This window comes from Angustibacter sp. Root456 (genome assembly GCF_001426435.1).
GTDB lineage: Bacteria > Actinomycetota > Actinomycetes > Actinomycetales > Angustibacteraceae > Angustibacter.
Genome location: NZ_LMER01000020.1, coordinates 45,815 through 71,904, shown reverse-complemented (window position 1 = coordinate 71,904; position 26,090 = coordinate 45,815). Strand labels below are relative to the sequence as shown.

The following is a 26,090-nucleotide window of genomic DNA, read 5'->3' as shown; positions in this document are numbered from 1 at the left end:
ACGTGCGTTCCACCAGTGACGCCGCCCGGCTCGGCCGCTGGCTGATGGTCTTCCAGGGCCTCACCATCGGCCTGTCGGGCTGGTGGGTGAGCGAGGAGGACGGCGTCCCCTGGGTGGTCTTCGGGGCCGCCACCGCGATGGTGCTGGTCGGGCTGATCAGCGCCGCCCTACCTTGGCGCCGCTGGGACCGCTGGACCACCGCGGCCTACCCCCACGCCGCCATGGTCGTGCTCGTGGCGCTCGGCGTCGGGGCCCCTTCAGCCGCGCCCGCGTACGTCGCCCTGTTGACCCTGTGGTTCATGTACGTCGGCGTCGTGGCGCCCGTGCACACCGGGCTGCGGACCCTGCCCGCCGCCGTCGTCACGTTCGTGGCGATGCAGCGGCACGTCGGCCCCGAGCAGGTCGTGCGGCTCGTCCTGGCCGCACTGATCTGGGCGGTGCTCGCCGACGTGCTCGCGCTGCGCGCGGCCGCCAACCTCGACCGCGCCAACGACCTGCAGCAGCAGGCCGAGACGGACGCGCTCACCGGCCTGCCCAACCGGCGCGCGCTCGAGACGACGCTCGCGACCTTGAGCCCCGGCGACGTCGTGCTGGTGCTCGACCTCGACCACTTCAAGCAGGTCAACGACAGCGGGGGGCACGACTACGGCGACCAGGTGCTCGTCGACTTCGCCACCACGCTGCTCGCCGTCGTCCGGGGACGCGACCAGGTCGCGCGCTACGGCGGCGAGGAGTTCGTGCTCGTGCTGCCGCAAGACAACGGCCTTGGCCTCGGCGCCGCGTCGGTCACCGCCCGGCTGCGCCAACGTTGGGCCGAGCACTACCCGCACATCACGTGGTCGGGCGGCGCCAGCTGCCACCAGGCGGGAGCCGACCCCCACCTCACGCTCCGCGACGCCGACCGCGCGCTCTACCGGGCCAAGGAGGCCGGGCGCGACCGCGTGCTCACCAACGGCTTCGACGACGTGCTCCACGGCCTGCAACCTGCCCACGCCAGAGCCCTGTAGGCACAGCTCCTCTGTGCCGATACATCTGATGTGCCAGCCATGAGCCGCGCGCGGCGGCCCCTCATCGCGCTGACCGGCGCCGTGCTGGCGACGCTCAGCGTGCTCGCCGTCTCGTGGGGTCCCGTGTTCTCCGTCGTGGTGCGGGCCGGCACCGCCCTGGCCGCGGCGGTGGCGCTGCTCGTCCTGGCCCAGCGGCGCGACGGGCTCACCGCCTCCAAGCGGTTGCTGGGCGCCGGCCTGCTCCTGGCGGGCGTGGCGGCGACGCTGCCCGTGGTGCTCACCGGGCACCCCGCCGACCCGAGCAGCCCGATGCAGCTGCTCGGCCTGTCGTACGCGCCGTTCGCCGTGGCCTGCGTCGTGCTCGTCCCCACCTACCGCGGGCTGCGCGTGGGGGCGCTGGCCGAGGGCGTCACGGCAGCCGCCGCCTTGTGGTACCTCTCGCTGCAGCTACGCGTCCACGCCGGCGGCGGCGGCGGCGACCTCGTCGGGGCGTCGTACGCGATCATCGGTGCCTTCACGCTCGCCGCGATCGTGTCGGTGTATCCGCGCGCGGTGCCCCACGCCCGCGCCTTCCTGCGCCGCGGTGGCCTCGGGCTGGCGCTGCTGCTGGTCTCGGACTCCGCGTACGCCGTCGCCGTCGCAGGTGGCACCTACGACAACACCGGCTGGATCGCCCAGCTCTACCAGGTCGGCCTCGTGGCCGTGCTCGGCACCGCCTTCGCCCGGGGCGCTCGCGACAGCCCGACCGAACCCCCCGAGTCCCTCGCCAACGGCACGGTGCTCAGTGAGCTCGTCGTGCCCTACGGCCCGCTCGCGGTGGCTCTGCTCGTCGCCGGATGGACCTTCGTCAACGGCGGGGACTTCCGCCGCGCCGACATGCTGCCCATCCTGCTGGCCGGCCTTGGGATGCTCGCCCGGCAGGCGGCGGCCGCCCACGACCATCACGAGCTCGTCGCCGAGCTGGAGGCGCGTGAGCGCACCGCGCGGGCCGAGACGCTGCTCGACCCGCTCACCGGTCTGGCCAACCGGCGCGGCTTCCTGCAGTTCCTCGGCCAGGCCCTCGCCGACGTCACCGCCCACCCCGTCGGCGTGGCGATGGTCGACCTCAACGACTTCAAGGACGTCAACGACACCCACGGCCACGAGACCGGCGACCGCCTGCTGCAGGAGTGCGCGCGCCGGCTGCTCGCCGCCATGCCGGCCGACGGCCTCGTGGCGCGGCTCGGCGGCGACGAGTTCGCCATCTGCCAGAAGGCCGTGCGCGGCGGCGGCCAACCGCTCGCGCAGCGGGTCGTCGACGCCTTCGACGGGTCGTTCGTGATCGGCAGCCGCGAGTTCAGCGTGCGCCCGAGCGTCGGCGTGGTGCTCGACGAGCGGGCACCCGGGCGCGCCGAGGCACGCGACTCCGAGCACCTGCTCGCCCACGCCGACGTCGCGATGTACCAGGCCAAGGCCGACAAGGACGTGCAGCACGCGCCCGCCGTCGTCCTCACCGGCGTCGAGCGCACCCGCGCCGCGTCGGTGATCCGGCTGCGCGAGGAGATCGCGACGCGCGACCTCGCCGAGTTCCACCTGCTCTACCAGCCGGTCGTCGACCTGAGCACCGGTGTGCTGCGCGGCGTGGAGGCCCTGCTGCGTTGGCGCCACCCCGACCTCGGCGAGATCAGCCCCGTGCAGTTCATCCCCATGGCCGAGCAGGTCGGGGCCATGGGTCGCCTCGGCACGCACGTGCTGCACACGTCGCTGGCCCAGCTGGCGGCCTGGGCCGAGCTGGCCCCCGACGTCCGGCTCGGACTCGGCGTCAACCTCTCGGCCCGGCAGCTGGGCGACCCCACGCTGCCCGTCATCGTGCAGGAGGCGTTGCGGCGCAACGCGATCTCGCCCGACCAGCTCGTGCTCGAGATCACCGAGAGCGCGCTGATGGAAGACCTCGAGACGGCGGCCGGTCTGGTCGAGAAGCTGCGCGCCGAAGGCATCTCCGTCGCGATCGACGACTACGGAACCGGCTACTCGTCACTGCGCTACCTGCGGCGCTTCGACGCCGACGTCCTCAAGATCGACCGCGAGTTCGTGGGCGCGCTGGTCGGCGACGCCCGGACCGCAGTGCTCGTGCGCTCGGTGATCGACGTCGCCGCGGGGCTCGACCTGCAGACCATCGCCGAGGGCATCGAGACCGTCGAGCAGCTGCGGGCCTGCCAGCAGCAGGGCGCCGAGCTCGGGCAGGGTTACCTCTTCAGCCGTCCTGTCGAGGCCGACGAGATCAGCCGGATGCTGCTGTCGGGCAGGGTGTTCGACGTGGTCACCGAGGCCGAGCTCGCTGCACCCGGAGCGTCCCACTAGGGTCCAGGGCATGGCTGTCGTGCCCGTCGCTGAGGTGGTCCGGTCAGGCTTCGTCGAGTCGGTGCACCACGGCAGCGCCGTCGTGCTCGACCCGGACGGGCACGTGATCGTCGCGGTCGGCGACGTCGACGCGCCGATGTTCGCCCGGTCGTCGAACAAGCTGGCCCAGGCCGCCGCCATGGTGAGCGCTGGCCTCGACCTCGACGGCGAGCTGCTGGCGCTCGCGGCCGCCAGCCACTCGGGCGAGGCGTTCCACCTCGAGGCGGTGCAACGGGTGCTGGCGCACGCTGGGCTCGACGACAGCGTCCTGCAGAACACCCCTGACCTGCCGTACGACGCGCAGGAGCGCACCGCGTGGATCGCGGCCGGACGCGACAAGTCATCGCTCGCGCAGAACTGCTCAGGTAAGCACGCGGCGATGCTCGCCACGTGCGTGGTGGCCGGCTGGGACCTCCACACCTACCGCGACCCCGACCACCCGCTGCAGGTCGCCATCGCCGCGACCCTCGGGCGGCTGGGCGGCGAGCCCGTCAGCGCCACGGGCGTCGACGGCTGTGGGGCGCCGGTCATGGCGATCTCGCTGACGGCCCTCGCGCGCTCGTTCGCGGCGCTGGCCGTGGCGCCGGGCGACACGCCGGAGGGGAAGGTGGGCTCCGCCGTCCGGGCGCACCCCGAGTACGTCGGCGGCACGCGGCGCGACGTCACGCGGCTCATGCAGTCGGTGCCCGGCCTCATCGCCAAGGACGGCGCCGAGGCGGTGTACGCGGCGGCGCTGCCGTCCGGGCACTCCGCGGCCATCAAGATCGGGGACGGCGGCGAGCGGGCCCGGCCGGTGGTGATGCAGCAGGCGCTGCTGGCGCTGGGGATCGAGCCTTCGGCGATCGAGTTCCTCGGCGAGGCTCCGGTGTTCGGGCACGGTGAGCCCGTGGGCGCCGTCCGCGCCCTTCCGCTGGGCTGAGGGAGGGCACGCCGTGGCTGTCGAGGTGGTGTTCGAGACCCACGCCACGACCGTCGACAACGAGCGGGGGCGCGCCACCGGCCGGGCCCGGGAGAGCTGTCGGAGCAGGGCCGCGAGCAGGCGCGCGAGCTCGGCCGCCGCCGGGCGGACGACGGGATCGTCGCGGTCTTCAGCTCGGACCTCGCCCGCGCGGTCGAGACCGCGTCCCTCGCGTTCGCGGCCGCGCCGGTGCCCGTGCTGCTCGACTGGCGGCTGCGGGAGTGCGACTACGGGACGCGCAACGGCATGCCCGCGGCCGAGCTGCATGCCGCGCGCGCCGACCACCTCGACTCGCCCTACCCGCACGGCGAGAGCTGGCGCCAGGCCGTCACGCGCGTCGGCCGGTTCCTCGACGACCTGGCCCTGCGCTGGGAGGGCCGGCGGGTGCTCGTGATCGGGCACATCGCCACTCGGTGGGCCTTCGAGCACCTCGTGCACGGGATGGCCCTGGAGAGCCTGGCGCACGAGGACTTCCGCTGGCAGGACGGTTGGGAGTACCGGATCGGGTCGACGAAGGAGCCGGTGTGAGAGCGGTCGTGCAGCGGGTGAGCCGGGCCGGCGTGCGGGTCGACGGCGAGGTGGTCGGTGCCTTCGACCGGCCGGGGCTGCTCGTGTTCGTCGGCGTGACGCACGGCGACGGCCCGGCTCAGGTGGCTGCCATCGCCAACAAGATCGCCGACCTGCGGATCATGGACGACGAGCGCTCGGCCCTCGACCTCGGCGCGCCCCTGCTCGTGGTCAGTCAGTTCACGCTCTACGCCGACACGCGCAAGGGACGGCGTCCGTCGTGGTCGGCGGCGGCGCCCGGGCCGGTGGCCGAGCCGATCGTCGACGACGTCGTCGCGGCCCTGCGCGAACGCGGCCTCGAGGTGAGCACCGGGCGGTTCGGAGCGCACATGCAGGTCGAGCTGGTGAACGACGGCCCGGTCACGATCCTCCTCGAGGCCTGACCTCTCCCCGCCCCGGCAAATTCCCCGGAACTTGTACGGCTGCGACCACCTAGGCGTACAAATTCCGGGGAATTTGCCGGAGGGCCGGTAGCGCGAGGGGGGCGGGGTCGGCCGGGGTCAGGCGGGGGTCAGGAGGAGACGACGCGGTCGCGGCCGGCGCGCTTGGCGGCGTAGAGGCACCGGTCGGCCTCCGCGAGCAGCGCCGTGTACGTCTGCGCGCCGGCGAACGTCGTCGCGACGCCGATGCTCACGGTGACCGGCAGGTCGCCGACGACCTCGCGCCAACCGTGCTCTCGGACGACGCGCCGCAGGGTCTCGCAGCGGCGCGCCGCCTGCTCGGTGTCGAACCCGGGGAGCACGACGAGGAACTCCTCACCGCCCAGGCGCGCGGCGAAACCGTCGTCACCGGCCCCGCTCTGCAGCAGCGGCGCGAGGCGGCGCAGCACCTCGTCACCGGTGTCGTGCGAGAGCTGGTCGTTGACGGCCTTGAAGTGGTCGAGGTCGAGGATCGCGACCGACACGTACGTGGCGTGGGTGCGCGAGCGGCTGAGCACCGACGGCACGCGGTCGTCGACGTAGCGCCGGTTGTACAGCCCGGTGAGCGGGTCCCGCAGCGACATCTCGCGGAACCGCTTACTGCTGCGCACGGCCTCCTCGGTCTCGAACACCGTCGCGAGGATGCGCGCCCGCGCATCGCGCTCGGACGAGAAGATCGCCTGGCTGGCGGCATGAAACTCGCGGTGCTGCTCGTACGCCGCACGGTAGTCGCCCTGTGCCGCAAGCACTCTGGCCTGCTCCTCCATCACGCGCACGCGCACCTCCTCGAGGTTGCGCTGCTCGCACAGCTCGGCGGAGCGGGCGAGGCTGGCGGACGCGCGGTCGGTCGCCCCGATCATCCGCTGGCACTCGGCCAGCGTGAGCAGCACCTCGGGGAGGCTGTCGGACTCGCGCGACAGGCCCTCGCCGTCCTCGCCCAGCACGGGGGCGAGCGTGCGCTCGGCGGCCTCGTAGTCGCCCATGAGCATCTGAGCGCGGGCCACCGTGTCGAGGAACGACGCGTCGAGCGCGAGCGCGTGCGCCTCGCTGACGCGCTGCATCTCCAGCGCGACGCGCATCGACGCCTCCGGCTCGCCAGCCCAGTACTCGACGTACGCGAGGTTGTTGAGCGCGGCGATGCGCAGGCTGGCGTCGTCGAGCTCGTCGGCGATCTCGAGCACGGTGGCGAAGCGGTCGCGTGCGGCGTCGAACGAGCTCGTGCGCGCGTACGCGAGCGCCAGGCCCATGAGGTGGTCGGCCACGAGCCGGGGTCGCGCCGTGGCGCCGAGCAGCTCGACGGCGCGCACGGCGTGCTCGAGCGCCGTGGGCATGTCGCCGATGCGCGAGTAGAACGCCGACAGCAGCCGCTCGCTGCGCGCGAGCAGGTGCTCGTCGGCCTTCTCGGCCGCCCACTCGTTGACCTGGCGGGCGATGCTGCCGGCGCCGGCGGTGTCGCCCTCGCGGCCGATGACGTCGGCGTGCACGAGGCGCGCGCGGTGCACGAGGTCGAGGAGCCCGAGGGCGTCCGCACGTTGAGCGAGCTCGAGCGCGGGCGCTGCCGCGGCGGCGGGATCGTCGTACGGCACCAGCTCGAGGGCGTCGAGGGCACGCGAGATCGCCTGGCGTGCCAGGTCAGCCTCCGTCCCGGAGGCGGGTTGCGCGACGTGCCCCATGCAAGCCCTATCGGCAGACGCTGGCCCCGACCCGAGCAATACCACCCCCCTGGGTGCAGCCAAGAGTTCAGGTTCCAAGATCGACGGTCGAAACAGCTCATATGCCCCTGTCGACGCCACCTGCCCGCCCGACTCGCCGTCCGCTGGGCCGCCTGAGCCGCCGCACCGTCGTGGCGCTTGCCGCCGCCGGCTGCGTCGCGCCGCTAGCCGTCGCCGCGCCATCATCCGGTGCCGTGCGCCCGGCGGCCGCCACCACCGTGCGGACGACGGCCCTGGCCACCACGTACCAGCCGACGTCGGCCGACCGCCGCATCGCGCAGCGGCTCGGCTCCCGTGCGACGACGCGGAACTTCGGGCGGTACTTCAGCGGCACGGTGGTCGACGTCGCGAGCGGCCGCGTGGTCTGGGCGAGGAACGGCGGCACCGGCCGCATGCCGGCGTCCACGGCCAAGCTCGTGACGGCCACGAACGCCCTGACCGTCTTCGGCCCCGCGTACCAGTTCATGACGACGGTGCGCCGCGCGACGAGCGACCCGCGCACGGTCACGCTGGTCGGGGTCGGAGACCCGAGCCTGTCGAGCGCCGACCTGCAGGCCCTGGCCCGCCAGACCGCCGCCGACTCCCGGGCGCGGGGCCTGTCGTGGGTGCGGGTCAGGTTCGACGACTACCGCTTCGCGCGTCCCACCCTGGCCAGCGGGTGGAAGTCCAGCTACGTGCCGACCGACGTGCGATGGGTCCGCGCACTGGTGGTCGACGGGCACCACGTGTCCGACACCTCTCGCGACGCCGCTCAGGTCTTCGCCCGGTACCTCGCCGTCGAAGGCGTCAAGGTCAGCTCGGTCTACCGCAGCAAGGCGGTGGCACCGGCGCCGGTGATCGCCTCGGTGAAGGGCGACCGGCTCGACGCGATCGTGCGGCAGATGCTGCTGGTGAGCGACAACGACCACGCCGAGGCGCTGCACCGCATGGTGGCGCGCGCCGTCGGGCAGCACGGCACGTGGACCGGCGCCCGCATCGCCCAGCGGGCGGTCCTGGCTCGTGAGGGCATCCTGCTGCCCAGCACCGCGATGAAGGACGGCAGCGGCCTCTCGCGCTCCGACCGGCTCACCACGACCCAGCTCGCGAGGGTGGTGGCCAACGCCTTCGAGCCGGGCCAGGACGACCTCGCGGTGCTGCGCACGGGCGCGCTGCCCGTCGCCGGTCGCACCGGCACGCTGAAGCACCGCTTCGCCGCGCCGCCGGTGAGGTGCGCCATCGGCAAGGTGGCGGCCAAGACCGGTTCGCTGAGCGACGCGTCGAGCCTCGCCGGCTACACGGTCGGCAAAGACGGCCGGCTCAAGGCGTTCGCGTTCATCGTGAACCACCGGCGGGTCGACAGCCTGCTGCGCCGCAACCTCGACGCGCTCGCTGCAACCGTCAACGGCTGCTACTGACCGGACGCCTGATCACCCGGCGCCACAGCGTCCCAGGCGACACCCACCTCGCCGAGACGCCAGCGCGTCGGACCGTCGAGCACTGGCCACCCCTGTTGACGCACCGATTCCACCGTGGCCAGAAACCGTTGGCGCACACCGTAGCTTGCCAACGGCGAGTGTCGCGCCCAAGCGCCGTCGAGGGCACCCAAGAAGTCGTGCACGCGCTCGCCCGGCACGTTGCGGTGGATCAACGCCTTGGGCAGGCGCTCAGCCACCTGCGACGGCGAGTCGAGGCCGCGCAGCCGCAGTGACAGCGTCAGCGACACCGGGCCGTCCTCGCGGGTCACCGCGACCCACGCGGCCCGGCGTCCCACCTCGTCGCAGGTGCCGTCAACCAGCACGCCGCCCGGCGCGAGCCGGTCGCGCACGGTCTGCCAGGCGCTCGCGACCTCGCTCTCGTCATACTGCCGCAACACGTTGAAGGCGCGGACGACGTGCGGACGGCGGCCACCCGGCAGGGGCACCTCGAAGCCGCCGAGCGCGAACGACAGTCCGGGCCGGGCCAGCGGCTGCGCCGCGTCCACGCGCGCTGGATCGATCTCGAGGCCCACCACCTCGACGTCGGCACGCACCCGGCGCAGCCGGTCGTGCAGCTCGACGGCGGTGACCGGCGTCGCGCCGTAGCCGAGGTCGACCACGAGCGGAGCCGCAGCCGACCTCCACCGCCAGGCGGCCGGCCCGGCGACCCAGCGGTCGACACGCCGCAGCCGGTTGGGGTTGGTCGTCCCGCGGGTGATCGTGCCCACCGGGCGCTGCGTGCGTGGTCCCACGAGGCACGAGGGTGACATGCTCGGTCGGTGCAGCGTGCGGTGCGGGTCGTCCTCGCGACCGTCCTCGTGCTCGCGGCAGTGGTCGGAGTGACGTCGTTCCGGGCGCCGCTGCTGCGCGACTGGCGCGACTGGCGCGACGCCAGCGACCTCGTGCCCGGCCTGCTGCGGGTGCAGCCGGGCCTGCAGGGCTCGGTGTCACTTGGCAACGGCGTCTACGTCCAGCTCACCTCAGACGGCCTGCTCGTCACGCGCCAGTCGGCCACGGTGTTCCGCAGCGTCGTCCACGGCGCGCCGTTCACTGCGGCGCTGGGCCACCTGGAGTGGCGCGCAGACGACGACACCACCGGCCCGGGCGCCGGATGGGCGGCCCACGACGGCCCGCGCTGGCACGTGCGCGAGGTGGTCGACCACGCACTCGGCAACGTCACCGTCACCGGCCGCGACCTGCGGGCGGCGTCGGTGCGGTACACCGGCCACGTCTTCGCCGACGCACCCGACGGGCCCCTCGCACGGGCCTTCAGCCTCACCGTCACCCGCCGTGCCCGCGACTCGCGCGTCCTGCTCGACATCGACGTCCCCGGTGTCGACGCGGTGGCGCTGCACTCGTTCCGCCGCAACGGGTACGTCTTCCGCGGTGCCGGTGCGCAGCGTGGTGAGCTGCTGCTGCGCCAGGGCAGGTACCCGATCCTCACGCGCGGCACGGACGTCGGCGCCGACCTCACGGCGTCCCTCGCACCGGTGCCGGTGATCTTCTCCAGCGCCTCGACCGGCTTCGCCCTCGACTCACGCGCGTACGCGGTGCTCGACCTGCGCCACGGTGGCCGCGTCGACGCCACGCTGTGGCAGAGCCGACTGCAGGCCCGGCTCTACGACGGCACGCCGGTGCAGCTGGTCACGCAGCACGCCTCCGACGCCGCGCTGATGCACCAGCTGCCCGGGTGGGCGACCAGCGGCGCGGTCGTCAGCGTGCGAGGCGGCCCCCAGCGCGTGCTCGACACCGCCCTGAAGCTCGTGGGCGCCGACGCCGCGCTCGCCGCCGTCCTCATCCGCGACGGCGGTGAACGACGCCGGTACCCGGACTGGCACCGCCTCGTCGACCGGCTCGCGGCCAAGGACGTCCGCGTGCTCACGTCCGTGGCACCCAGCCTGGCGGTGGCCCCTCGCGCGGGCGGCCCGGACGACGAGCCGCAGCTGCTGGCCACCGCCCGCGACCGCGGCTACCTCGTGACGGGGCGTGCCGGCGGGCCGATCACCGTGCGCACGCCCGACGCTGACGTCGGGTCGGTGCGCGGCGAGCTCATCGACCTCACGAACCCCGACGCAGTGCGCTGGTACACCGAGGTGCTCACCCGGCGGATGCGCACCGAGCGGCTCTCGGGCTGGGCCGTGCTGGGCGGCGACGAGCTCCCGGACGACGCCCGGCTGGCGCGCGGTGACCCCCTGACCGAGCACAACGCGTGGCCGCGCCGGTGGGCCGCGATCGTTCGACAGGCGTGCGTGCAGTCCGGGCGTCCGGACTGCCTGCTGCTGCAGGTGACCGCCGACGAGCGCACACCGGCGTCGGTGGGCTCGTTCGGCATCGGCCGGCAGGAGGCCGACTGGTCGCAACGCGGGCTCGGGGGCGCGCTCGCCGCCACGGTGAACGCCGGGATCTCGGGCCTCACCATCACGCACTCGGCCGTGGGCGGCTCGCACGAGCCGACCGGGTGGTGGAAGGGCGGTGGGCGCTCGGACGAGCTGCTCGAGCGCTGGACCGAGCTGGAGGTGTTCGGGCCGCTGCTCGTCACCGCCGACGGCGACCACCCGGCCGACCTGCCCCAGGTGTGGAACTCACCCGACCGGCTCGTGGCCTTCGCGCGCATGAGCCGGGTCTTCGCGACGCTGGCCGCCTACCGGCGTTCGACGGTGCTGCAGGCCAGTCGCGACGGCCTGCCGGTCGTGCGCCCGCTATGGCTCGCGGAGCCGGGCCTCACCCAGGCGTCCACCGGCTCGCAGTTCCTGTTCGGAGACACCTTCGTCGTCGCACCGGTGCTCACGAAGGGGCAGCGATCGGTGGACGTCGCGCTACCGCCGGGGCGCTGGGTCGAGCTGTTCACCGGCGTGGTGCACGACATCGGTCCGGCGCGCTCGCGCGAGCCCGGGCAGCCGGGGTCGGGCGAGGCACCCGACCCCGAGACGACGCTCGCCGCACCGCAGAACGTGCGGATCGACGCACCGCTCGGCCAGCCCGTCGTCCTCTACCGGGCGAACGACCGGAACGGCGCGCGGGTGCGGGCCGCGCTCGTGACGTCCGGCCTGCTGCCGGGGGGCGAGCCGGCTCGGCCGTGAGCCCCTCGGTGGTCTCGCTGCCTGCACGGATGCGCTTTCGCGCCGGCCGGCCCGGGCGGGAACACTGCGCCGTCGCCGCGGTGTTGCCCGGTTGTGACCCGCCTGTTGCCCTCCCGCGTCGCCATGCTCGCGGTGCACACCTCGCCACTGGCCCAGCCTGGCACCGGTGACGCCGGTGGCCTCAACGTCTACGTCGTCGAGACCGCGCGCCGCCTCGCCGAGCGCGGGGTCGACGTCGAGGTCTTCACGCGCGCCACCAGCAGCACCCTGCCGCCCACGGTCGAGCTGGCGCCCGGGGTGCTCGTGCGGCACGTCACCGCCGGGCCGTTCGAGGGTCTCGACAAGGAGGACCTGCCCGGCCAGCTGTGCGCCTTCGCCTCCGGCGTCATGCGCACCGCGGCCGCCCGCCCGGCCGGGCACTACGACCTCGTGCACTCGCACTACTGGCTGAGCGGGCAGGTTGGCTGGCTCGCCGCCGACCGCTGGCAGGTGCCGCTCGTGCACACCATGCACACCATGGCGCGGGTGAAGAACCTCGCGCTCGCCGACGGCGACACCCCCGAGCCGTCCGGTCGCGAGATCGGCGAGCAGCAGGTGGTCGACGCCGCCGACCGGGTGCTCGCCAACACCGCCGCCGAGGCCGACCAGCTGATGAGCCTCTACGGCGCGCGCAGCGACCAGATCAGCGTCGTGCACCCCGGCGTCGACCTCGAGCGCTTCACCCCGGGTGGCCTCGGGGCCCGGGCGACGGCCCGCGCCGAGCTCGACGTGCCGCCCGACGCCCAGCTGCTGCTCTTCGTCGGGCGGATCCAGCCGCTCAAGGCCCCGGACGTGCTGCTGCGCGCCACCGCCGTCCTGCTCGAGCGCGAGCCGGCGCTTCGCTCGAGGGTGGTCGTCGCGATCGTGGGTGGCCCGAGCGGGTCGGGGCTGCGCGAGCCCGAGTCGCTCGTGCGGCTCGCCCGCGAGCTGGGGATCTCGGACGTCGTGCGGTTCGAGCCGCCGGCCACCGCCGACCGGCTGGTGTCGTGGTACCGCGCCGCCGACGTCGTCGCGGTGCCGTCGTACAGCGAGTCGTTCGGGCTGGTCGCGCTCGAGGCGCAGGCGTGCGGCACGCCGGTGGTGGCGGCCGACGTCAGCGGCCTGCGCGACGCCGTCGCCGACGGGCGCAGCGGCCTGCTGGTGCCCGGCCACGAGGCCGGTGCCTGGGCCGACCGGCTGGCGCTGATGCTGCGCGACGACGAGCGGCGCACGGCCCTCGCCGCCGGCGCCGTCGAGCACGCCGCCGGGTACGGCTGGGACGCCACGGTCGACGGCCTGCTGGGTGCCTACCGGGCGGCTCGCATCGGCCACGCGCGGCGGGTGGCGTCCGGTGGCGCGCTCGGGGGCGACGGTGTGGCGGTCGCAGTAGGGTCGTGAACGTGCAGCCCACCACGCCGACGAGCCGAGCCGACGTCGAGCAGCTGGTGGTCGCGCACCTCACCGAAGCGGGCGTCGAGCACGAGCGCGGAGGGCGTCCGGGCGAGGTCGTGGCGACGCTGCCGGGTGAGCACAAGCTGCGCACCACGGTGTCGTTGCTGGTCGGCGACCACTCGCTGTCGGCGTCGGCGTTCGTGATCCGGCACCCCGACGAGAACGCCGACGCGTTCCACCGCTGGCTGCTGCGGCGCAACGCCCGCCTGCAGGGCATCGCCTTCGCCACGGACGACGACGGCGACGTCTACCTCGTCGGGCGGCTGCCGCTCGCGGCGGTCACCGAGGCCGCGCTCGACGGGCTGCTCGGCGCGATCCTCGACACCGCCGACGGCTCGTTCGACACCCTGCTCGCCCTCGGCTTCCTGTCGTCGATGAAGCGCGAGTGGGCCTGGCGCACCTCGCGCGGTGAGTCGACCCGCAACCTCGAGGCGTTCAAGCACCTGCTCACCCCCGACGCGTGACCTCTCCCGTTGGACGCGTGACCTCTCCCGTTGTTTGGCGCGGTGGCACCCTGCGGCCAACCTATGGCAGCTGGGGCCCCCAGTCGCCACCGCTGAGTGCAGTGATCCTCCCCAGTCGCGGCGCCGCTAGGCTCGCCTCATGAGCACTCCGCCCGCTGACGGCGCCGCGCCGTACACGCTGATCCTGCTCCGCCACGGCGAGAGCGAGTGGAACGCCAAGAACCTCTTCACCGGCTGGGTCGACGTCCCGCTGTCGGAGAAGGGCGAGGCCGAGGCCCGGCACGGCGGAGAGCTGCTCGCGTCGTCCGGGCGCCTGCCGGACGTCGTCCACACCTCGCTGCTGCGCCGCGCCATCACGACGGCGAACATCGCGCTCGACGTCGCCGACCGGCACTGGATCCCCGTGCGCCGCAACTGGCGGCTCAACGAGCGGCACTACGGCGCCCTGCAGGGCAAGGACAAGAAGCAGACGCTCCAGGAGTTCGGCGAGGAGCAGTTCATGCTCTGGCGCCGCTCGTACGACGTCCCGCCGCCGCCCATCGAGGACGGTTCGGAGTTCTCGCAGAGCGACGACCACCGCTACGCCGACCTCGGTGCCGCCGCGCCGCGCTCGGAGTGCCTGGCCGACGTCCTCGAGCGCTTCCTGCCCTACTGGGAGAACGCGATCGTTCCCGACCTGCGGGACGGCAAGGTCGTGCTGGTGGCCGCGCACGGCAACTCGCTGCGCGCGCTGGTGAAGCACCTGGACGGCATCGACGACCAGACCATCGCCGGCCTCAACATCCCCACGGGCATGCCCCTGGTCTACCGGCTCGACGGGCAGCTCACGCCGGTGGTGGCCGGCGGGGAGTACCTCGACCCGGACGCCGCGCGCGAGGCCGCCGAGGCCGTGGCCAACCAGGGCCGCTGACCGACGTCGCACCTGTGGGTGCACTCACCGCTGCAGGCCCGGTCCGCGCGGCGTCATCACCACATCCGCGCGTCGGTGTCGGGATGCCACCAGGCGCGTGTAGGTGCGCTCGATCCGTGCCAGGACGGCGCCCGGCTGGCTCGCGACGGACGCCGGCGTGAAGCCCAGCACCACCACGCCGGCCTCCTGCAGCTCGCCGTCGCGCTCGACGGTGGCCTGCCAATCGGCGTCGCGCAGGTGATAGGCCTTCGAGTGCACCATGAGCGCGAGACCCACGTCGTCGAGCCAGCCGTCCGGGCTGAGCAGGGCGACGCCGTCCGGACGGCGCAGCCGCGGGTTCGGCCACACGTGCGGCAGCAGCGAACTCGAGGCGCACAGCTCGAGCAGCTCGGCCTCGGGCGCCGACCACGCGCCGGCCGCGGCGAGCTCGACCGCGCGGCGAACGGGCGCGCTCCCGCGCCGAGCGCCGGCCTCCACCTCGTGCGCGACCTGTTCCATGGTCACGAGCTCGCGCTGCACGGCCTCGATGACGATCGCTGCCGCCTCGTGTGGCGTCCGGGTGGCCCGGGCGGCGTCGACGACGGCTCGCGCGGGTGGGGCCACCCGCAGCGGCCCGCGCACCACCGGCGCGGGCACCGGCCGGCTCGTGCGCGCGACGCGCAAGAAGCCCGTGGTGCGGCTCGCCTGGCTGCCGGGCACCAGCGCGAGGACGTGGGCGTGGCCGTGGGCGTTGCCGAGGCCGTGCCACAGGCAGGCGTGGTGGCCGCTGATCACGGACGACGGCCCCGCCTCGAGCACGGCCGCCACGAGCCGCCGCGCAGGGGTCAGCGAGCCGCCACCCTGCAGGTCGACGACCCGCGGGAGCACGAGCCGCCAGGACCGGCCGAGCCGCCAGCGCAGCTGCTCGACGGTGACGCCTCGGCGGCGCAGCTGCGCGCGACTGACCAGCCCCTGCTGGGCTTCGAGGAGGGCACACCTGTGGTCGCAGCGACTCCGGGGTGATCACCCCAGAATCGCTGCACTCACGAGAGCCACCACGCAGGGGTCAGGTGCGGGCGGCGGTGGGGTCGTACGACTCGTGCCACACACCCGTGGCCAGGTAGACGACCCGTCGCGCCACCGAGACGGCGTGGTCGGCGAACCGCTCGTAGTAGCGCCCCACGAGCGTGATGTCGACGGCGGCCTCCATGCCGTGCTCCCACGTGCCGCCGAGCAGCTGCGCGAACAGCTCACGGTGCAGGCGGTCCATCTCGTCGTCGTCCTGCTCGAGCTGCACGGCCATCGCGACGTCCTTCGACGCGATGACGGAGCCGGCCTTGGCCACGATCCGCTCGGCCACCTGGCCCATCTGCAGCACGGTGGCGCGCAGCGCCGGCGGGACGGCGGACTCCGGGTAGCGCCGGCGCGCCACCTTGGCCACGTGCCGCGCGAGGTCGCCCATGCGCTCGAGGTCGGCGCTCATCCGCATCGCGGTGACGATGGTGCGCAGGTCGGTGGCCACCGGTTGCTGGCGGGCCAGCAGGTCGAGGGCCAGCTCGTCGAGCTCACGCTGGATGCGGTCGACCTGCTCGTCGGCGGCGATGACGCTCTCGGCGATCGCGAGATCGGCGTCGAGCAGGGCCGTGGTGGCCCGAGCCATGCCGGATCCGGCCAGGCGGGTCATCTCGACCAGCTGGTCGGACAGGTGGTCGAGGTCGTCGTGGAACGCGCTGCGCATGCTGGGAGAGTGACAGCCGGCGGTGAACGGTCGCCACTGCCCAGGTGAACACTGGTTGAAGTCGCAGGTCACACCCCGGACGACGACCCGGACCACTCCCTCGCCGTGCGTACGCTGGGAGTCGTGGATCCTGCAGCGGCCGCCGTCCTGGGCGGTGTCGCCGGCCTGGCGCTCGGCCTCGTCGCGCTGCTCGCCGTCCGCGCCTCGGAGCGCTCGCAGAGCGCGGTGCCCGTGCAGCCCGAGCCCGCACTGCCCCGCGGCGTGGCCGACGTGCTGGCGGTGCTGCGCGAGAGCGCGGTGATCGTCTCGGCCGACGACGCGGTGGTGAAGGCCAGCCCCGCGGCGTACGCGTACGGCATCGTCACCGGCTCCGACCTCGCTCACGCCGAGCTGCGCGACCTGGTGCGCCAGGTGCGTCGCGACGGGGTCATCCGCGAGCACGACCTCGAGCTGGCGCGCGGACCGCTCGGCCGGGGCCTGCTCACGGTGCGCGCCCGCGTGGCGCCGCTGAGCACCGGTCACCTGCTCGTCCTCGTCGAGGACCGCACCGAGGCCCACCGGGTCGAGCAGGTGCGCCGCGACTTCGTCGCCAACGTGAGCCACGAGCTCAAGACGCCCGTGGGCGGCATCTCGCTGCTCGCCGAGGCGGTGCTCGACGCGAGCGACGACCCCGAGGCCGTGCGGCGTTTCGCCGGCCGGATGCGGGTCGAGGCGACCCGCCTGGCCCGCCTGGTGCAAGAGATCGTCGACCTCAGCCGCCTGCAGGTGGCCGACACGCTGCACCCGCCGGAGCTCGTCGACGTCGACGCCGTGGTGGCTGAGGCTGCCGACCGCTGTCGGCTGGTGGCCTCGGCCAAGGACATCACGGTGCACGTCGCCGGCGACCCGAACGCTCAGGTGTACGGCGACCGCGACCTGCTCATGACCGCCGTCCGCAACCTGGTCGACAACGCCGTCGCCTACTCCGACGCCGGCACCAAGGTGGCCGTGGCCGTGACCCGCCGCGACGCGCTGGTCGAGATCGCCGTCACCGACCAGGGAGTGGGCATCGCCGAGGCCGACCAGTCGCGGATCTTCGAGCGGTTCTACCGGGTCGACCCGGCCCGCTCGCGTGACACGGGGGGCACCGGTCTCGGCCTGGCCATCGTCAAGCACGTGTGCGCCAACCACGGCGGCGAGGTCACCGTCTGGAGCCAGCCCGGACACGGCGCCACGTTCACCATGCGTCTGCCGTCCGCGTCGCCCACCGACGCCGAGGACGACGTCGACCCCACCCCCGTCACCACCGGAGAGGTCCGCGGATGACCCGCATCCTCGTCGTCGAGGACGAAGAGTCCTTCAGCGACCCCCTGTCGTACCTGCTGCGCCGCGAGGGCTACGAGGTGGCCGTGGCCTCCGACGGCCATCAGGCCATCGCGGACTTCGAGCGCTCGGGCGCCGACCTCGTGCTCCTCGACCTCATGCTGCCCGGGCTGTCGGGCACGGAGGTGTGCCGGCAGCTGCGTACCCAGAGCTCGGTGCCGATCATCATGCTCACGGCCAAGGACTCCGAGATCGACAAGGTCGTGGGCCTCGAGCTCGGCGCCGACGACTACGTGACCAAGCCGTACTCCAGCCGCGAGCTGCTGGCCCGCATCAAGGCGGTGCTGCGCCGGCTGAGCGAGCCCGACGACCTGCTGCCGAGCACGCTGCAGGCCGGCCCGGTGCGCATGGACGTCGAGCGGCACGTCGTGACGGTCGACGGCGAGACCGTGCAGCTGCCGCTCAAGGAGTTCGAGCTGCTCGAGCTGCTGCTGCGCAACGCCGGCCGCGTGCTCACCCGCGCGCAGCTCATCGACCGCGTGTGGGGCAGCGACTACGTCGGGGACACCAAGACGCTCGACGTGCACGTCAAGCGGCTGCGTTCGAAGATCGAAGCCGACCCCGCGAACCCCACGCTGCTGACGACCGTGCGCGGCCTGGGCTACAAGCTGGACGGGTAGGGCGTCAGTTCGCCGTCGGGGTCACCGTGGCGTAGGCGTTCTGCGGGGCGAGCACGGGCACGTTGACGGTGACCTCGCCCCCGCGGGGGCTCGAGAGCGTGAGCTTCACCAGCGAGCCGGCGGGCTGCTTGAGGTTGCCGACCACGACGTTGCGCTGGTCGGCGTCCGCCCCGAGGCTGACCAGCTGGCCCGGCGATACCGAGATCTGCACGGGCTGCGGCGAGCCCGGCGCCGAGATCGTCACCGTCGCGTCGCTCGAGCCGGTGTTGACGAGGGCGCCGGACACCAGGCCCTCGCTGCCCTCGTGGCCCACGACGAGCAGGTTGCGCGCGAGGACGTCGCCCACGCTGGCGCTGATCCCGTCGGAGGGGTCGTACTCGAGATCGGTGGTGGTCTGCGAGAAGAAGCTGCACGCGGAGAGCGCGGACACCGCCGCGGCGAGGGCGAGGGCGCGGACACCCTGGCGACGAAGGCGCATCACGGCGTGGGACTCCTGGCGGACGGGGCCCGGTGCGGCGTCCGGGCGGTCGGACTGTCTGGCGCCCACCAGCCTATCGGGCCGCCCGTCCTGACCGCCCCCGGGCGTGTGTGGAGCACGCGTGAACGGGCCTGTCAAGCCCCCTACCGGGCCCTTGCATGCCTCTGACCTGCGCAAACGCGGAAATCGGCCCTTCTGCCGTCTCGCGCCGCGTGGTACCCTGGAGGTCGCGAAAGGGGAAAAGAGCACATGGTCTTCACAGTCGGCGAGACGGTCGTGTACCCGCATCACGGTGCTGCACTGATCGAAGAGATCAAGACCCGCACGATCAAGGGCGAGGACAAGATGTACCTGGTCCTCAAGGTGGCCCAGGGGGATCTGACCATCGAGGTTCCCGCGGAGAACTGCGACCTCGTCGGCGTCCGTGACGTCGTGGGGCAGGAGGGCCTCGACCGCGTGTTCGAGGTGCTGCGCACCGCTCACGCCGAGGAGCCGACCAACTGGTCGCGCCGGTACAAGGCGAACCTCGAGAAGCTCGCCTCCGGCGACGTCATCAAGGTCGCCGAGGTCGTGCGCGACCTGTGGCGCCGCGAGAAGGACCGCGGCCTGTCTGCCGGCGAGAAGCGCATGCTGGCCAAGGCCCGCCAGATCCTCGTGAGCGAGCTCGCCCTCGCCGAGCACACCAACGAGGACAAGGCCGAGGCCATCCTCGACGAGGTTCTCGCCTCCTGACGCTCACCGGCCGGCCCGCCACGCGCGGGCCGGCCGTTTGCGTTGTCACGCTGCGCCGATCATCCGTCACACTGACGTCGTGAACCCTCGTCCCGTGCGGGTGCCAGTCGGCGTCATCGAGCTGCTCAGGCTCTTCGTCGTCGTCTTCTTCGCCGGGCTGGGGTACCAGATCGCTGCCGCGGCGGAGCCGGTCTCACTGCGGCTCGGCCCGCTGGACGCCACGGGCGCGGCGGTGCTGCTGGGCGCCGCCGTCGGTTACGTCCTGGGCGGGGTGATCGCCCGGCTCACCGTCCGTTCGGTGGCCTCCGCCGAGCAGAGCCTGCGCCAGCGCTCCACCGAGCAGGTGCTCTCGGGCATGATCGGCGCCGCGATCGGCGTCCTGGTGGCCGCCGCGGTCACCTGGCCGCTGCTGCTGGTGGGGTCGCAGGTCGTGATGCTGCCGCTGTTCGGCTTCGTGCTCGTCACCGTGGCCCTGCTGGGGTACCGCGTGGGTCTGGCCCGCCGGCACGACCTGCTCGCGCTGTTCGGTGCGCAGGCGGGCCTGTCGAGCGCGACGTCGAACGCGCCGTCCGGTGAGCGCGTGCTCGACACCTCGGTGGCGATCGACGGGCGCATAGTCGACGTCGTCACCGCGGGCTTCCTGCACGGCACGTTCGTGGTGCCGCAGCCGGTGCTCGACGAGCTGCAGGGCCTGGCCGATGCCGGCGACGACACGCGCCGCTCGCGCGGGCGGCGCGGGCTGGAGGCGCTGGAGGCGCTGCGCCGGCACCGCGCCGTGGACGTCGAGGTCGTGCCCGACACCGTGCGCGAGGTGCCGGACGTCGACGCAAAGCTCGTGCGCACCTGCCTCGAACGGCGCGCCCACCTGCTCACCCTCGACACCAACCTGGCCAAGGCGGCTGCGCTGGCCGGCGTCTCGGTGATGAACCTGCACTCGCTCGCGCTCGCCCTGCGCCCGCCGGTGACCGCCGGCGACGTCGTGCGGGTCAGCTTGATCAAGGCGGGCAAGGAGCCGGGCCAAGCCATCGGCTACCTCGACGACGGCACGATGGTGGTCGCGGAGCGCTCACGCGACCGCATCGGCCAGGAGGTGTCGCTGGCCGTCACGAGCGTGCTCACCACCGCGAACGGTCGGATGGTCTTCAGCAAGCCGCAGGTCTCGTGAGCCCGGACCCGATGAGCGCGCTGCCGGTGCTGGACGGTGTCGGCTGCGTGGTCGTGGCCGCTGGTCAAGGCACGCGGCTGGCGGCCGGGCGACCCAAGGCGTTCGTCGAGCTGGCCGGCACGACGCTGCTCGAGCACGCGGTGAGCCGGGTGCTCGACGCCGGGGTGCACCACGTCGTGGCGGTCGTGCCCGCCGAGCTCGTGGGCCCGACCCAGCAGCTGCTGGCTGGCCGCGCCGAGGTGGTGGCCGGCGGCGCTGAGCGGCAGGACTCGGTGGCGCTCGGGCTCGCGGCGCTGCCGGCGCACGTGCGGGTGGTGCTCGTGCACGACGCCGCGCGGTGCCTGGCGCCACCGTCTCTCGTGGCGTCTGTGGTGCGGGCGGTGCAGGGCGGCCACCACGCCGTCGTCCCCGGGCTGGCAGTGGTCGACACGCTCAAGGAGGTCGACGCGCACGGCACCGTCGTGGGCACCGTGGCTCGTGACCCCCTGCGCGCCGTCCAGACCCCGCAGGGTTTCGACCGGGCGGTGCTCGAGCGCGCGCACGCCGCCGCCGACGCCGCGGCCACGGACGACGCCGCGCTCGTGGAGCGGCTGGGGGAGCCGGTCGTGGTGGTGCCGGGTGACGCCATGGCCTTCAAGATCACGACGCCGGACGACCTGGCGCTGGCGCAGTTCTGGCTCGCTAGGCTCGAGCCGTGAGCCTCCCCAGGGTCGGCGTCGGCACCGACGTCCACGCCTTCGCCGCCGAGGGCAGCGACCGGCCGTTGCGCGTCGCCGGCCTCGACTGGCCCGGCGAGCGGGGCCTCGAGGGGCACTCGGACGCCGACGTCGTGGCGCACGCCTGCTGCGACGCGCTCTTCTCCGCAGCGGGCATCGGGGACGTCGGGACGCACTTCGGCACGTCCGACCCCCGGTGGGCGGGCGCGCCCGGAGCGGCGTTGCTCGAGGAAGCCGCTCGGCGCGTGCGCGAGGCCGGCTTCGAGATCGGCAACGTGGCGGTGCAGCTCATCGGCAACCGGCCGCGCCTCGGCCCGCGCCGGGCCGAGGCCGAGGCGGCCCTCAGCACGGCGTGCGGCGCGCCGGTCTCGCTCAGTGCCACCACCACCGACGGCCTCGGCCTGACCGGCCGCGGCGAGGGCGTCGCCGCCGTCGCCACCGCCCTCGTGGTGGCCTCCGCCGCCCACTTGTGACGCGTTTGCGACCCTCCTTTGGTCGAGAAGGGTCGCAAACTCATCACAAGTGCCGGTCAGGAGGAGGGGAGGGTGGCGGCCTCGTCGCCGATCGTCGTCGACTCGCCGTGGCCGGTGCGCACCACGGTGTCCAGGGGCAGCGTGAGCAGGCTCTCGCGGATCGAGCGCAGGATCGTCGGCCGGTCGCTGAAGCTGCGGCCGGTGGCGCCCGGGCCGCCCTGGAACAGCGTGTCGCCGGTGAACACGGTGCGCAGTGCCGGCACGTGGAAGCACACTGACCCTGGCGAGTGCCCCGGCGTGTGGATCACGTGGACGTCGACACCGGCGACCCGCACCACCTGGCCGTCGTGCAGCATGCCGTTGGGGGCGATGTCGGGGTGGGTGAGCGTCCACAGCCCGAGGTCGTCGGCGTGCAGCAGCACCGGGGCGCCCACCCGCTCGCCGAGGCCCGGGGCGGCGGCCACGTGGTCGTCGTGGGCGTGCGTGCAGAGCACGGCCACCACGCGACGTCCGCCGACGAGGGCGGTGATCGCCTCGAGGTCGTGGGGGGCGTCGAAGACCACGCACTCGTCGTCGTCGCCGAGCACCCAGACGTTGTTGTCGACGTCGAAGGTCTGGCCGTCGAGGCTGAACGTGCCGGACGTGACCGCGTGGTCGATGCGCGCGCTCACAGCTGCACCACCGAGCGCAGCACCTCGCCGCGGTGCATCCGCTCGAACGCGGCCTCGACGTCGCCGAGCCCGACCGTCTCGGACACGAAGCCGTCGAGGTCGAACCGGCCCTGGCGGTAGAGGTCGACGAGCATCGGGAAGTCGCGGCTGGGCAGGCAGTCGCCGTACCAGCTCGACTTCAGCGCCCCGCCGCGGCCGAACACCTCGATGAGCGGCAGCTCGATCTTCAGGTCCGGTGTCGGGACGCCCACCAGCACCACCGTGCCGGCCAGGTCGCGGGCGTAGAACGCCTGCTCGTACGTCTCCGGGCGGCCGACGGCCTCGACCACGACGTCGGCGCCGAAGCCGCCGGTGAGCTCGCGGATCGCCTCGACGGCGTTGCGCTCGCGGCTGTTCACCGTGTGCGTGGCGCCGAACCCGCGCGCCCACTCGAGCTTGCGGTCGTCGACGTCGACGGCGATCACGGTCGTGGCGCCGGCCAGCACGGCCCCGGCGATCGCCGCGTTGCCCACGCCGCCGCAGCCGATGACGGCCACGGAGTCGCCGCGCTGGACGTTGCCGGTGTTGACGGCCGCGCCGAAGCCCGCCATCACGCCGCAGCCGAGCAGGCCCGCCGCCGTGGCCGGCGCCTGCGGGTCGACCTTCGTGCACTGGCCCGCGTGCACGAGCGTCTTCTCGGCGAACGCGCCGATGCCCAGGGCCGGGGTGAGCTCGGTGCCGTCGTCCAGCGTCATCTTCTGGGCGGCGTTGTGGGTGTTGAAGCAGTACCACGGGCGCCCGCGGCGGCACGCGCGGCACTCACCACACACCGCGCGCCAGTTGAGGACGACGAAGTCGCCGGGCGCGACGTCGGTGACACCCTCGCCCACGGCCTCGACGACGCCGGCGGCCTCGTGGCCGAGCAGGAACGGGAACTCGTCGTTGATCCCGCCCTCGCGGTAGTGCAGGTCGGTGTGGCAGACACCGCAGGCCTGCACCTGCACGACGGCCTCGCCCGGCCCCGGGTCGGGGACGACGACGTCGACCAGCTCGACGGGCGCGCCCTTGGAGCGCGCGATGACACCCTTCACGGTCTGTGGCATGGCAGCGAATCTACGGCGGCGCCTCGTCGGCGGCGAGGGGAGCATCGCGCCACCGGTAACCTTGGGCGGTGACCTTGCGCCTGTACGACACCGCCACCCGCGAGCTGCGCGACTTCGAGCCGCTGCAGCCGGGCCGCGTGGGGTTGTACATCTGCGGCCTCACCGTGCAGGGGTCGCCGCACATCGGGCACGTGCGGTTCGCCGTCGCGTTCGACATCCTGCGGCGCTGGCTCGAGACCGGGCACGGCTACCAGGTCGACGTCGTGCGCAACGTCACCGACATCGACGACAAGATCCTCACCAAGTCGGCCGCGGCAGGTGAGCCGTGGTACGCCTGGGCCTACGAGCACGAGCGGCAGACCGGTGCGGCCCTCGACGCCCTGGGTGTGCTGCCCGCGACGTACGAGCCGCGGGCGACCGGGCACGTCCCGGAGATGGTCGAGATCATGGACCTGCTCGTCGAGCGCGGCCACGCCTACGCCGCCGACGCCGAGGGCGAGAACGCCGGCGACGTGTACTTCGAGGTGAAGTCCTGGCCGCAGTACGGCGAGCTCACCCACCAGCGCGTCGACGACATGTCGCCCGCCGAGGACGCCGACCCGCGCGGCAAGCGCGACCCGCGCGACTTCGCGCTCTGGAAGGGCCACAAGCCCGGCGAGCCCGAGTCGGCGAGCTGGGCCTCGCCGTACGGGCGGGGACGTCCGGGTTGGCACCTGGAGTGCTCGGCGATGGCGCGCAAGTACCTCGGCGACACCTTCGACATCCACGGCGGTGGCGTCGACCTGCGCTTTCCCCACCACGAGAACGAGCAGGCGCAGTCGCGTGCGGCCGGGTTCGGCTTCGCGCGCTACTGGCTGCACAACGGCTGGGTGACCGTCGGCGGCGAGAAGATGAGCAAGTCGCTCGGCAACTCGCTCATCGTGTCCGAGGTGCTGAAGTCGGTGCGGCCGTTGGCGTTGCGCTACTACCTCGGCGCCGCGCACTACCGCTCGATGATCGAGTACACGCCCGACTCGCTCGCGGAGGCCGAGAGCGCCGTCGAGCGCATCGAGGGCTTCGTGCAGCGCGCGTCGGCGGTCGCTCCGGTGCCGTTCGAGGTCGAGCTGCCCGAGGCCTTCCGTGAGGCCCTGGACGACGACCTCAACGTCTCGGGCGCGCTGGCCGTGGTGCACGAGACGGTGCGCGCCGGCAACACCGCGCTCGACGAGGGCGACGACGCGTCCGTGCGCGAGAGCCTGGGCGCAGTCGTCGCGATGACGTCGGTGCTGGGAATCAACCCGCTCGACCCGGTGTGGTCGGGCGCCTCGGCGGCCGACGACCGGGCGGCGTCCGCGCTCGACGCGCTGGTGCGCGCCGAGCTCGACGCGCGGCAGGCCGCTCGGGCCGCGCGCGACTTCGCCGCGGCCGACGCGATCCGCGACCGACTCACGGCGGCGGGCATCGCCGTCGAGGACACCCCCAGCGGAGCCCGGTGGTCGCTCGCGCGGTCGACGGTCGGCCGTCAGAGCACGAGCGTCGAGGACGGAGACTCCTGATGGCCGGCAACTCCCAACGTCGAGGTGCGGTGCGCAAGGGCGCGTCGCGCAAGGGGCCGCTGGTCGGCTCCGGTGGCCAGAAGCCCAAGGGCCTGCAGGGCAAGGGCCCCACGCCGAAGGCGGAGGACCGCGTCAAGCACGTCGCCGCCAAGCGCCGCAAGGCGGCCGAACGCCGCGACGCCGCGCTGACCAAGGGTGGGCGCGCGGCGCCGTCCGGTCGCGGTGGTGGCGGACGTCCGCCGAGCCGCCAGACCCGCGGCAAGGGCAGCAAGGCGAGCAGCGAGATGGTGGCGGGCCGCAACAGCGTCGTCGAGGCGCTGCGCGCGCAGGTGCCGGTGACGACGATGTACGTCGCCAGCCGCATCGACATGGACGACCGCGTGCGCGAGGCGCTGAAGGCCGCGGGCGAGCTGGGCATCCCGGTGCTCGAGACGCCGCGCGGTGAGCTCGACCGGCTCACCGACGGCGCGATCCACCAGGGCCTGGCGCTGCAGGTGCCGCCGTACGAGTACGCCCACCCCGGCGACCTGCTCGAGGCCGCCGCCGAGGCGGGCGAGCCCGCGCTGATCGTGGCGCTCGACGGCATCACCGACCCGCGCAACCTCGGCGCCGTCGTCCGGTCGGCCGCGGCCTTCGGTGGGCACGGCGTCATCGTGCCCGAGCGTCGGGCGGCCGGTATGACGGCGTCGGCGTGGAAGACCTCAGCGGGTGCGGCTTCGCGGCTGCCGGTGGCGCGGGCGACGAACCTCACGCGCGCCCTGGAGCAGCTGCAGAAGGACGGCTGCTTCGTCGTCGGGCTCGACATGGACGGCGACGTCGACCTGCCGCAGCTGGCCATGGCGCACGACCCGATCGTCATCGTGGTGGGCTCGGAGGGCAAGGGCCTGTCGCGGCTGGTGCGCGAGACGTGCGACGTCATCGTGTCGATCCCCATGCACGCGGCCACCGAGTCGCTCAACGCGGGCGTCGCGGCCGGTGTGGCGCTCTACGAGGTCGCGCGGCGCCGCGCCCACGGCGCCTGACCTCTCCCGTCTGTTGGCGCGGGGGCACCCCGCTGCCCTAGGAAGGCAGCTGGGGCACCCAGTTGCCTCCCCGCAATGAAGTAGACCGCCCCACCCC

Annotated in this window: 25 protein-coding genes; 18 read left to right on the top strand and 7 right to left on the bottom strand. The window is 73.6% G+C overall.

The features are described 5' to 3' along the window. Positions 1-2: 2 nt before the first annotated feature. From ASD06_RS15070 to dtd, 5 genes are all read left to right on the top strand, one after another. Complete coding sequence (locus ASD06_RS15070) at positions 3-1,007, top strand: GGDEF domain-containing protein (RefSeq protein WP_157371746.1); 1,005 nt, start codon at positions 3-5, stop codon at positions 1,005-1,007. A gap of 39 nt (positions 1,008-1,046) precedes the next feature. Continuing rightward, the gene (locus ASD06_RS15065; protein ID WP_056679507.1) at positions 1,047-3,347 is read left to right on the top strand and encodes a bifunctional diguanylate cyclase/phosphodiesterase; all 2,301 of its coding nucleotides are present in this window, start codon (positions 1,047-1,049) and stop codon (positions 3,345-3,347) included. Positions 3,348-3,357: 10 nt separating this feature from the next. Further along, positions 3,358-4,305: an asparaginase gene (locus ASD06_RS15060; RefSeq protein ID WP_056679504.1), complete on the top strand. Its 948-nt coding sequence runs from the start codon at positions 3,358-3,360 to the stop codon at positions 4,303-4,305. Between the two features lie 96 nt (positions 4,306-4,401). After that, positions 4,402-4,872, top strand: a complete 471-nt coding sequence (locus ASD06_RS15055) for a histidine phosphatase family protein (protein WP_200942310.1) — start codon at positions 4,402-4,404, stop codon at positions 4,870-4,872. Next, entirely contained in the window at positions 4,869-5,294 is a 426-nt protein-coding gene (gene dtd, locus ASD06_RS15050) for a D-aminoacyl-tRNA deacylase (protein WP_056679501.1), read from the top strand. The genes ASD06_RS15055 and dtd overlap by 4 nt, the downstream gene beginning before the upstream one ends. 128 nt (positions 5,295-5,422) lie before the next feature. Here the strand turns inward: dtd and ASD06_RS15045 are convergent, their stop codons facing one another. After that, positions 5,423-7,003, bottom strand: a complete 1,581-nt coding sequence (locus ASD06_RS15045) for a diguanylate cyclase (RefSeq protein ID WP_056679500.1) — start codon at positions 7,001-7,003, stop codon at positions 5,423-5,425. A gap of 101 nt (positions 7,004-7,104) precedes the next feature. On the opposite strand from ASD06_RS15045, the gene dacB reads away from it, so the two are divergent. Then, on the top strand, positions 7,105-8,436 hold the full coding sequence (gene dacB / locus ASD06_RS18975; protein WP_157371745.1) for a D-alanyl-D-alanine carboxypeptidase/D-alanyl-D-alanine-endopeptidase: 1,332 nt from the start codon (positions 7,105-7,107) through the stop codon (positions 8,434-8,436). Here dacB and ASD06_RS15035 read toward each other — a convergent pair. Continuing rightward, complete coding sequence (locus ASD06_RS15035) at positions 8,430-9,266, bottom strand: hypothetical protein (RefSeq protein WP_056679498.1); 837 nt, start codon at positions 9,264-9,266, stop codon at positions 8,430-8,432. The two genes, dacB and ASD06_RS15035, sit on opposite strands and share 7 nt — an antisense overlap. 9 nt (positions 9,267-9,275) lie before the next feature. Here ASD06_RS15035 and ASD06_RS15030 point away from each other — a divergent pair, with 9 nt between their 5' ends. The 4 genes from ASD06_RS15030 (at position 9,276) to ASD06_RS15015 (ending at position 14,420) form a co-directional block, all read left to right on the top strand. Then, complete coding sequence (locus ASD06_RS15030; RefSeq protein ID WP_056679494.1) at positions 9,276-11,576, top strand: TIM-barrel domain-containing protein; 2,301 nt, start codon at positions 9,276-9,278, stop codon at positions 11,574-11,576. A 123-nt stretch (positions 11,577-11,699) separates the two neighbouring features. Continuing rightward, on the top strand, positions 11,700-12,992 hold the full coding sequence (mshA, locus tag ASD06_RS15025) for a D-inositol-3-phosphate glycosyltransferase (protein ID WP_082538192.1): 1,293 nt from the start codon (positions 11,700-11,702) through the stop codon (positions 12,990-12,992). A 2-nt stretch (positions 12,993-12,994) separates the two neighbouring features. After that, positions 12,995-13,510 (top strand): YbjN domain-containing protein, encoded by a 516-nt coding sequence (locus ASD06_RS15020; protein ID WP_056681024.1) that lies wholly within the window; start codon positions 12,995-12,997, stop codon positions 13,508-13,510. 139 nt (positions 13,511-13,649) lie between these two features. Next, on the top strand, positions 13,650-14,420 hold the full coding sequence (locus ASD06_RS15015; RefSeq protein WP_056679493.1) for a phosphoglyceromutase: 771 nt from the start codon (positions 13,650-13,652) through the stop codon (positions 14,418-14,420). A gap of 24 nt (positions 14,421-14,444) precedes the next feature. On the opposite strand, the gene ASD06_RS15010 is transcribed toward ASD06_RS15015, so the two are convergent. Together ASD06_RS15010 and phoU are read right to left on the bottom strand one after the other, a co-directional pair. Next, a complete protein-coding gene (locus ASD06_RS15010; protein ID WP_157371744.1) occupies positions 14,445-15,287 on the bottom strand; it encodes a hypothetical protein in 843 nt (280 codons plus the stop codon). A gap of 178 nt (positions 15,288-15,465) precedes the next feature. Continuing rightward, entirely contained in the window at positions 15,466-16,137 is a 672-nt protein-coding gene (phoU, locus tag ASD06_RS15000) for a phosphate signaling complex protein PhoU (protein WP_056679490.1), read from the bottom strand. A gap of 123 nt (positions 16,138-16,260) precedes the next feature. Between phoU and ASD06_RS14995 the strand changes: the two genes are divergently transcribed. Both ASD06_RS14995 and ASD06_RS14990 read left to right on the top strand, forming a co-directional pair. After that, positions 16,261-17,442 (top strand): cell wall metabolism sensor histidine kinase WalK, encoded by a 1,182-nt coding sequence (locus ASD06_RS14995; protein WP_056681021.1) that lies wholly within the window; start codon positions 16,261-16,263, stop codon positions 17,440-17,442. Continuing rightward, a complete protein-coding gene (locus tag ASD06_RS14990; protein WP_056679487.1) occupies positions 17,439-18,119 on the top strand; it encodes a response regulator transcription factor in 681 nt (226 codons plus the stop codon). The genes ASD06_RS14995 and ASD06_RS14990 overlap by 4 nt, the downstream gene beginning before the upstream one ends. 4 nt (positions 18,120-18,123) lie before the next feature. On the opposite strand, the gene ASD06_RS14985 is transcribed toward ASD06_RS14990, so the two are convergent. After that, entirely contained in the window at positions 18,124-18,666 is a 543-nt protein-coding gene (locus ASD06_RS14985; protein ID WP_056679484.1) for a hypothetical protein, read from the bottom strand. 180 nt (positions 18,667-18,846) lie between these two features. On the opposite strand from ASD06_RS14985, the gene ASD06_RS14980 reads away from it, so the two are divergent. From ASD06_RS14980 to ispF, 4 genes are all read left to right on the top strand, one after another. Then, positions 18,847-19,329: a CarD family transcriptional regulator gene (locus tag ASD06_RS14980; RefSeq protein WP_056679483.1), complete on the top strand. Its 483-nt coding sequence runs from the start codon at positions 18,847-18,849 to the stop codon at positions 19,327-19,329. Positions 19,330-19,408: 79 nt separating this feature from the next. After that, positions 19,409-20,494, top strand: coding sequence for a PIN/TRAM domain-containing protein (locus ASD06_RS14975; protein WP_157371743.1), 1,086 nt, complete (start codon positions 19,409-19,411; stop codon positions 20,492-20,494). A gap of 11 nt (positions 20,495-20,505) precedes the next feature. Next, complete coding sequence (ispD, locus tag ASD06_RS14970; RefSeq protein WP_056679479.1) at positions 20,506-21,192, top strand: 2-C-methyl-D-erythritol 4-phosphate cytidylyltransferase; 687 nt, start codon at positions 20,506-20,508, stop codon at positions 21,190-21,192. Next, entirely contained in the window at positions 21,189-21,683 is a 495-nt protein-coding gene (gene ispF / locus ASD06_RS14965) for a 2-C-methyl-D-erythritol 2,4-cyclodiphosphate synthase (RefSeq protein WP_056679472.1), read from the top strand. Before ispD ends, ispF begins: the two co-directional genes overlap by 4 nt. Before the next feature lie 56 nt (positions 21,684-21,739). Here ispF and ASD06_RS14960 read toward each other — a convergent pair whose 3' ends face one another. Together ASD06_RS14960 and ASD06_RS14955 are read right to left on the bottom strand one after the other, a co-directional pair. Beyond that, the gene (locus tag ASD06_RS14960) at positions 21,740-22,354 is read right to left on the bottom strand and encodes an MBL fold metallo-hydrolase (protein WP_056679469.1); all 615 of its coding nucleotides are present in this window, start codon (positions 22,352-22,354) and stop codon (positions 21,740-21,742) included. After that, entirely contained in the window at positions 22,351-23,436 is a 1,086-nt protein-coding gene (locus ASD06_RS14955) for an S-(hydroxymethyl)mycothiol dehydrogenase (protein WP_056679466.1), read from the bottom strand. The genes ASD06_RS14960 and ASD06_RS14955 overlap by 4 nt, the downstream gene beginning before the upstream one ends. A 68-nt stretch (positions 23,437-23,504) precedes the next feature. On the opposite strand from ASD06_RS14955, the gene cysS reads away from it, so the two are divergent. Both cysS and rlmB read left to right on the top strand, forming a co-directional pair. Next, entirely contained in the window at positions 23,505-24,971 is a 1,467-nt protein-coding gene (gene cysS, locus ASD06_RS14950; protein WP_056679463.1) for a cysteine--tRNA ligase, read from the top strand. Beyond that, on the top strand, positions 24,971-25,993 hold the full coding sequence (gene rlmB, locus ASD06_RS14945) for a 23S rRNA (guanosine(2251)-2'-O)-methyltransferase RlmB (protein ID WP_056679460.1): 1,023 nt from the start codon (positions 24,971-24,973) through the stop codon (positions 25,991-25,993). The genes cysS and rlmB overlap by 1 nt, the downstream gene beginning before the upstream one ends. Positions 25,994-26,090 lie beyond the last annotated feature (97 nt).

Coding starts and splice junctions, on each gene's coding strand:
- mshA (WP_082538192.1), top strand. CDS start 11,700: ATGCTCGCGGTGCACACCTCGCCACTGGCCCAGCCTGGCACCGGTGAC.
- ASD06_RS14980 (WP_056679483.1), top strand. CDS start 18,847: ATGGTCTTCACAGTCGGCGAGACGGTCGTGTACCCGCATCACGGTGCT.
- ASD06_RS14990 (WP_056679487.1), top strand. CDS start 17,439: ATGACCCGCATCCTCGTCGTCGAGGACGAAGAGTCCTTCAGCGACCCC.
- ASD06_RS14955 (WP_056679466.1), bottom strand. CDS start 23,436: ATGCCACAGACCGTGAAGGGTGTCATCGCGCGCTCCAAGGGCGCGCCC.
- phoU (WP_056679490.1), bottom strand. CDS start 16,137: ATGCGCAGCGCGTTCCACGACGACCTCGACCACCTGTCCGACCAGCTG.
- ispD (WP_056679479.1), top strand. CDS start 20,506: ATGAGCGCGCTGCCGGTGCTGGACGGTGTCGGCTGCGTGGTCGTGGCC.
- dacB (WP_157371745.1), top strand. CDS start 7,105: ATGCCCCTGTCGACGCCACCTGCCCGCCCGACTCGCCGTCCGCTGGGC.
- ASD06_RS15015 (WP_056679493.1), top strand. CDS start 13,650: ATGAGCACTCCGCCCGCTGACGGCGCCGCGCCGTACACGCTGATCCTG.
- ASD06_RS15045 (WP_056679500.1), bottom strand. CDS start 7,003: ATGGGGCACGTCGCGCAACCCGCCTCCGGGACGGAGGCTGACCTGGCA.
- ASD06_RS15065 (WP_056679507.1), top strand. CDS start 1,047: ATGAGCCGCGCGCGGCGGCCCCTCATCGCGCTGACCGGCGCCGTGCTG.
- ASD06_RS15060 (WP_056679504.1), top strand. CDS start 3,358: ATGGCTGTCGTGCCCGTCGCTGAGGTGGTCCGGTCAGGCTTCGTCGAG.
- rlmB (WP_056679460.1), top strand. CDS start 24,971: ATGGCCGGCAACTCCCAACGTCGAGGTGCGGTGCGCAAGGGCGCGTCG.
- ASD06_RS15035 (WP_056679498.1), bottom strand. CDS start 9,266: ATGTCACCCTCGTGCCTCGTGGGACCACGCACGCAGCGCCCGGTGGGC.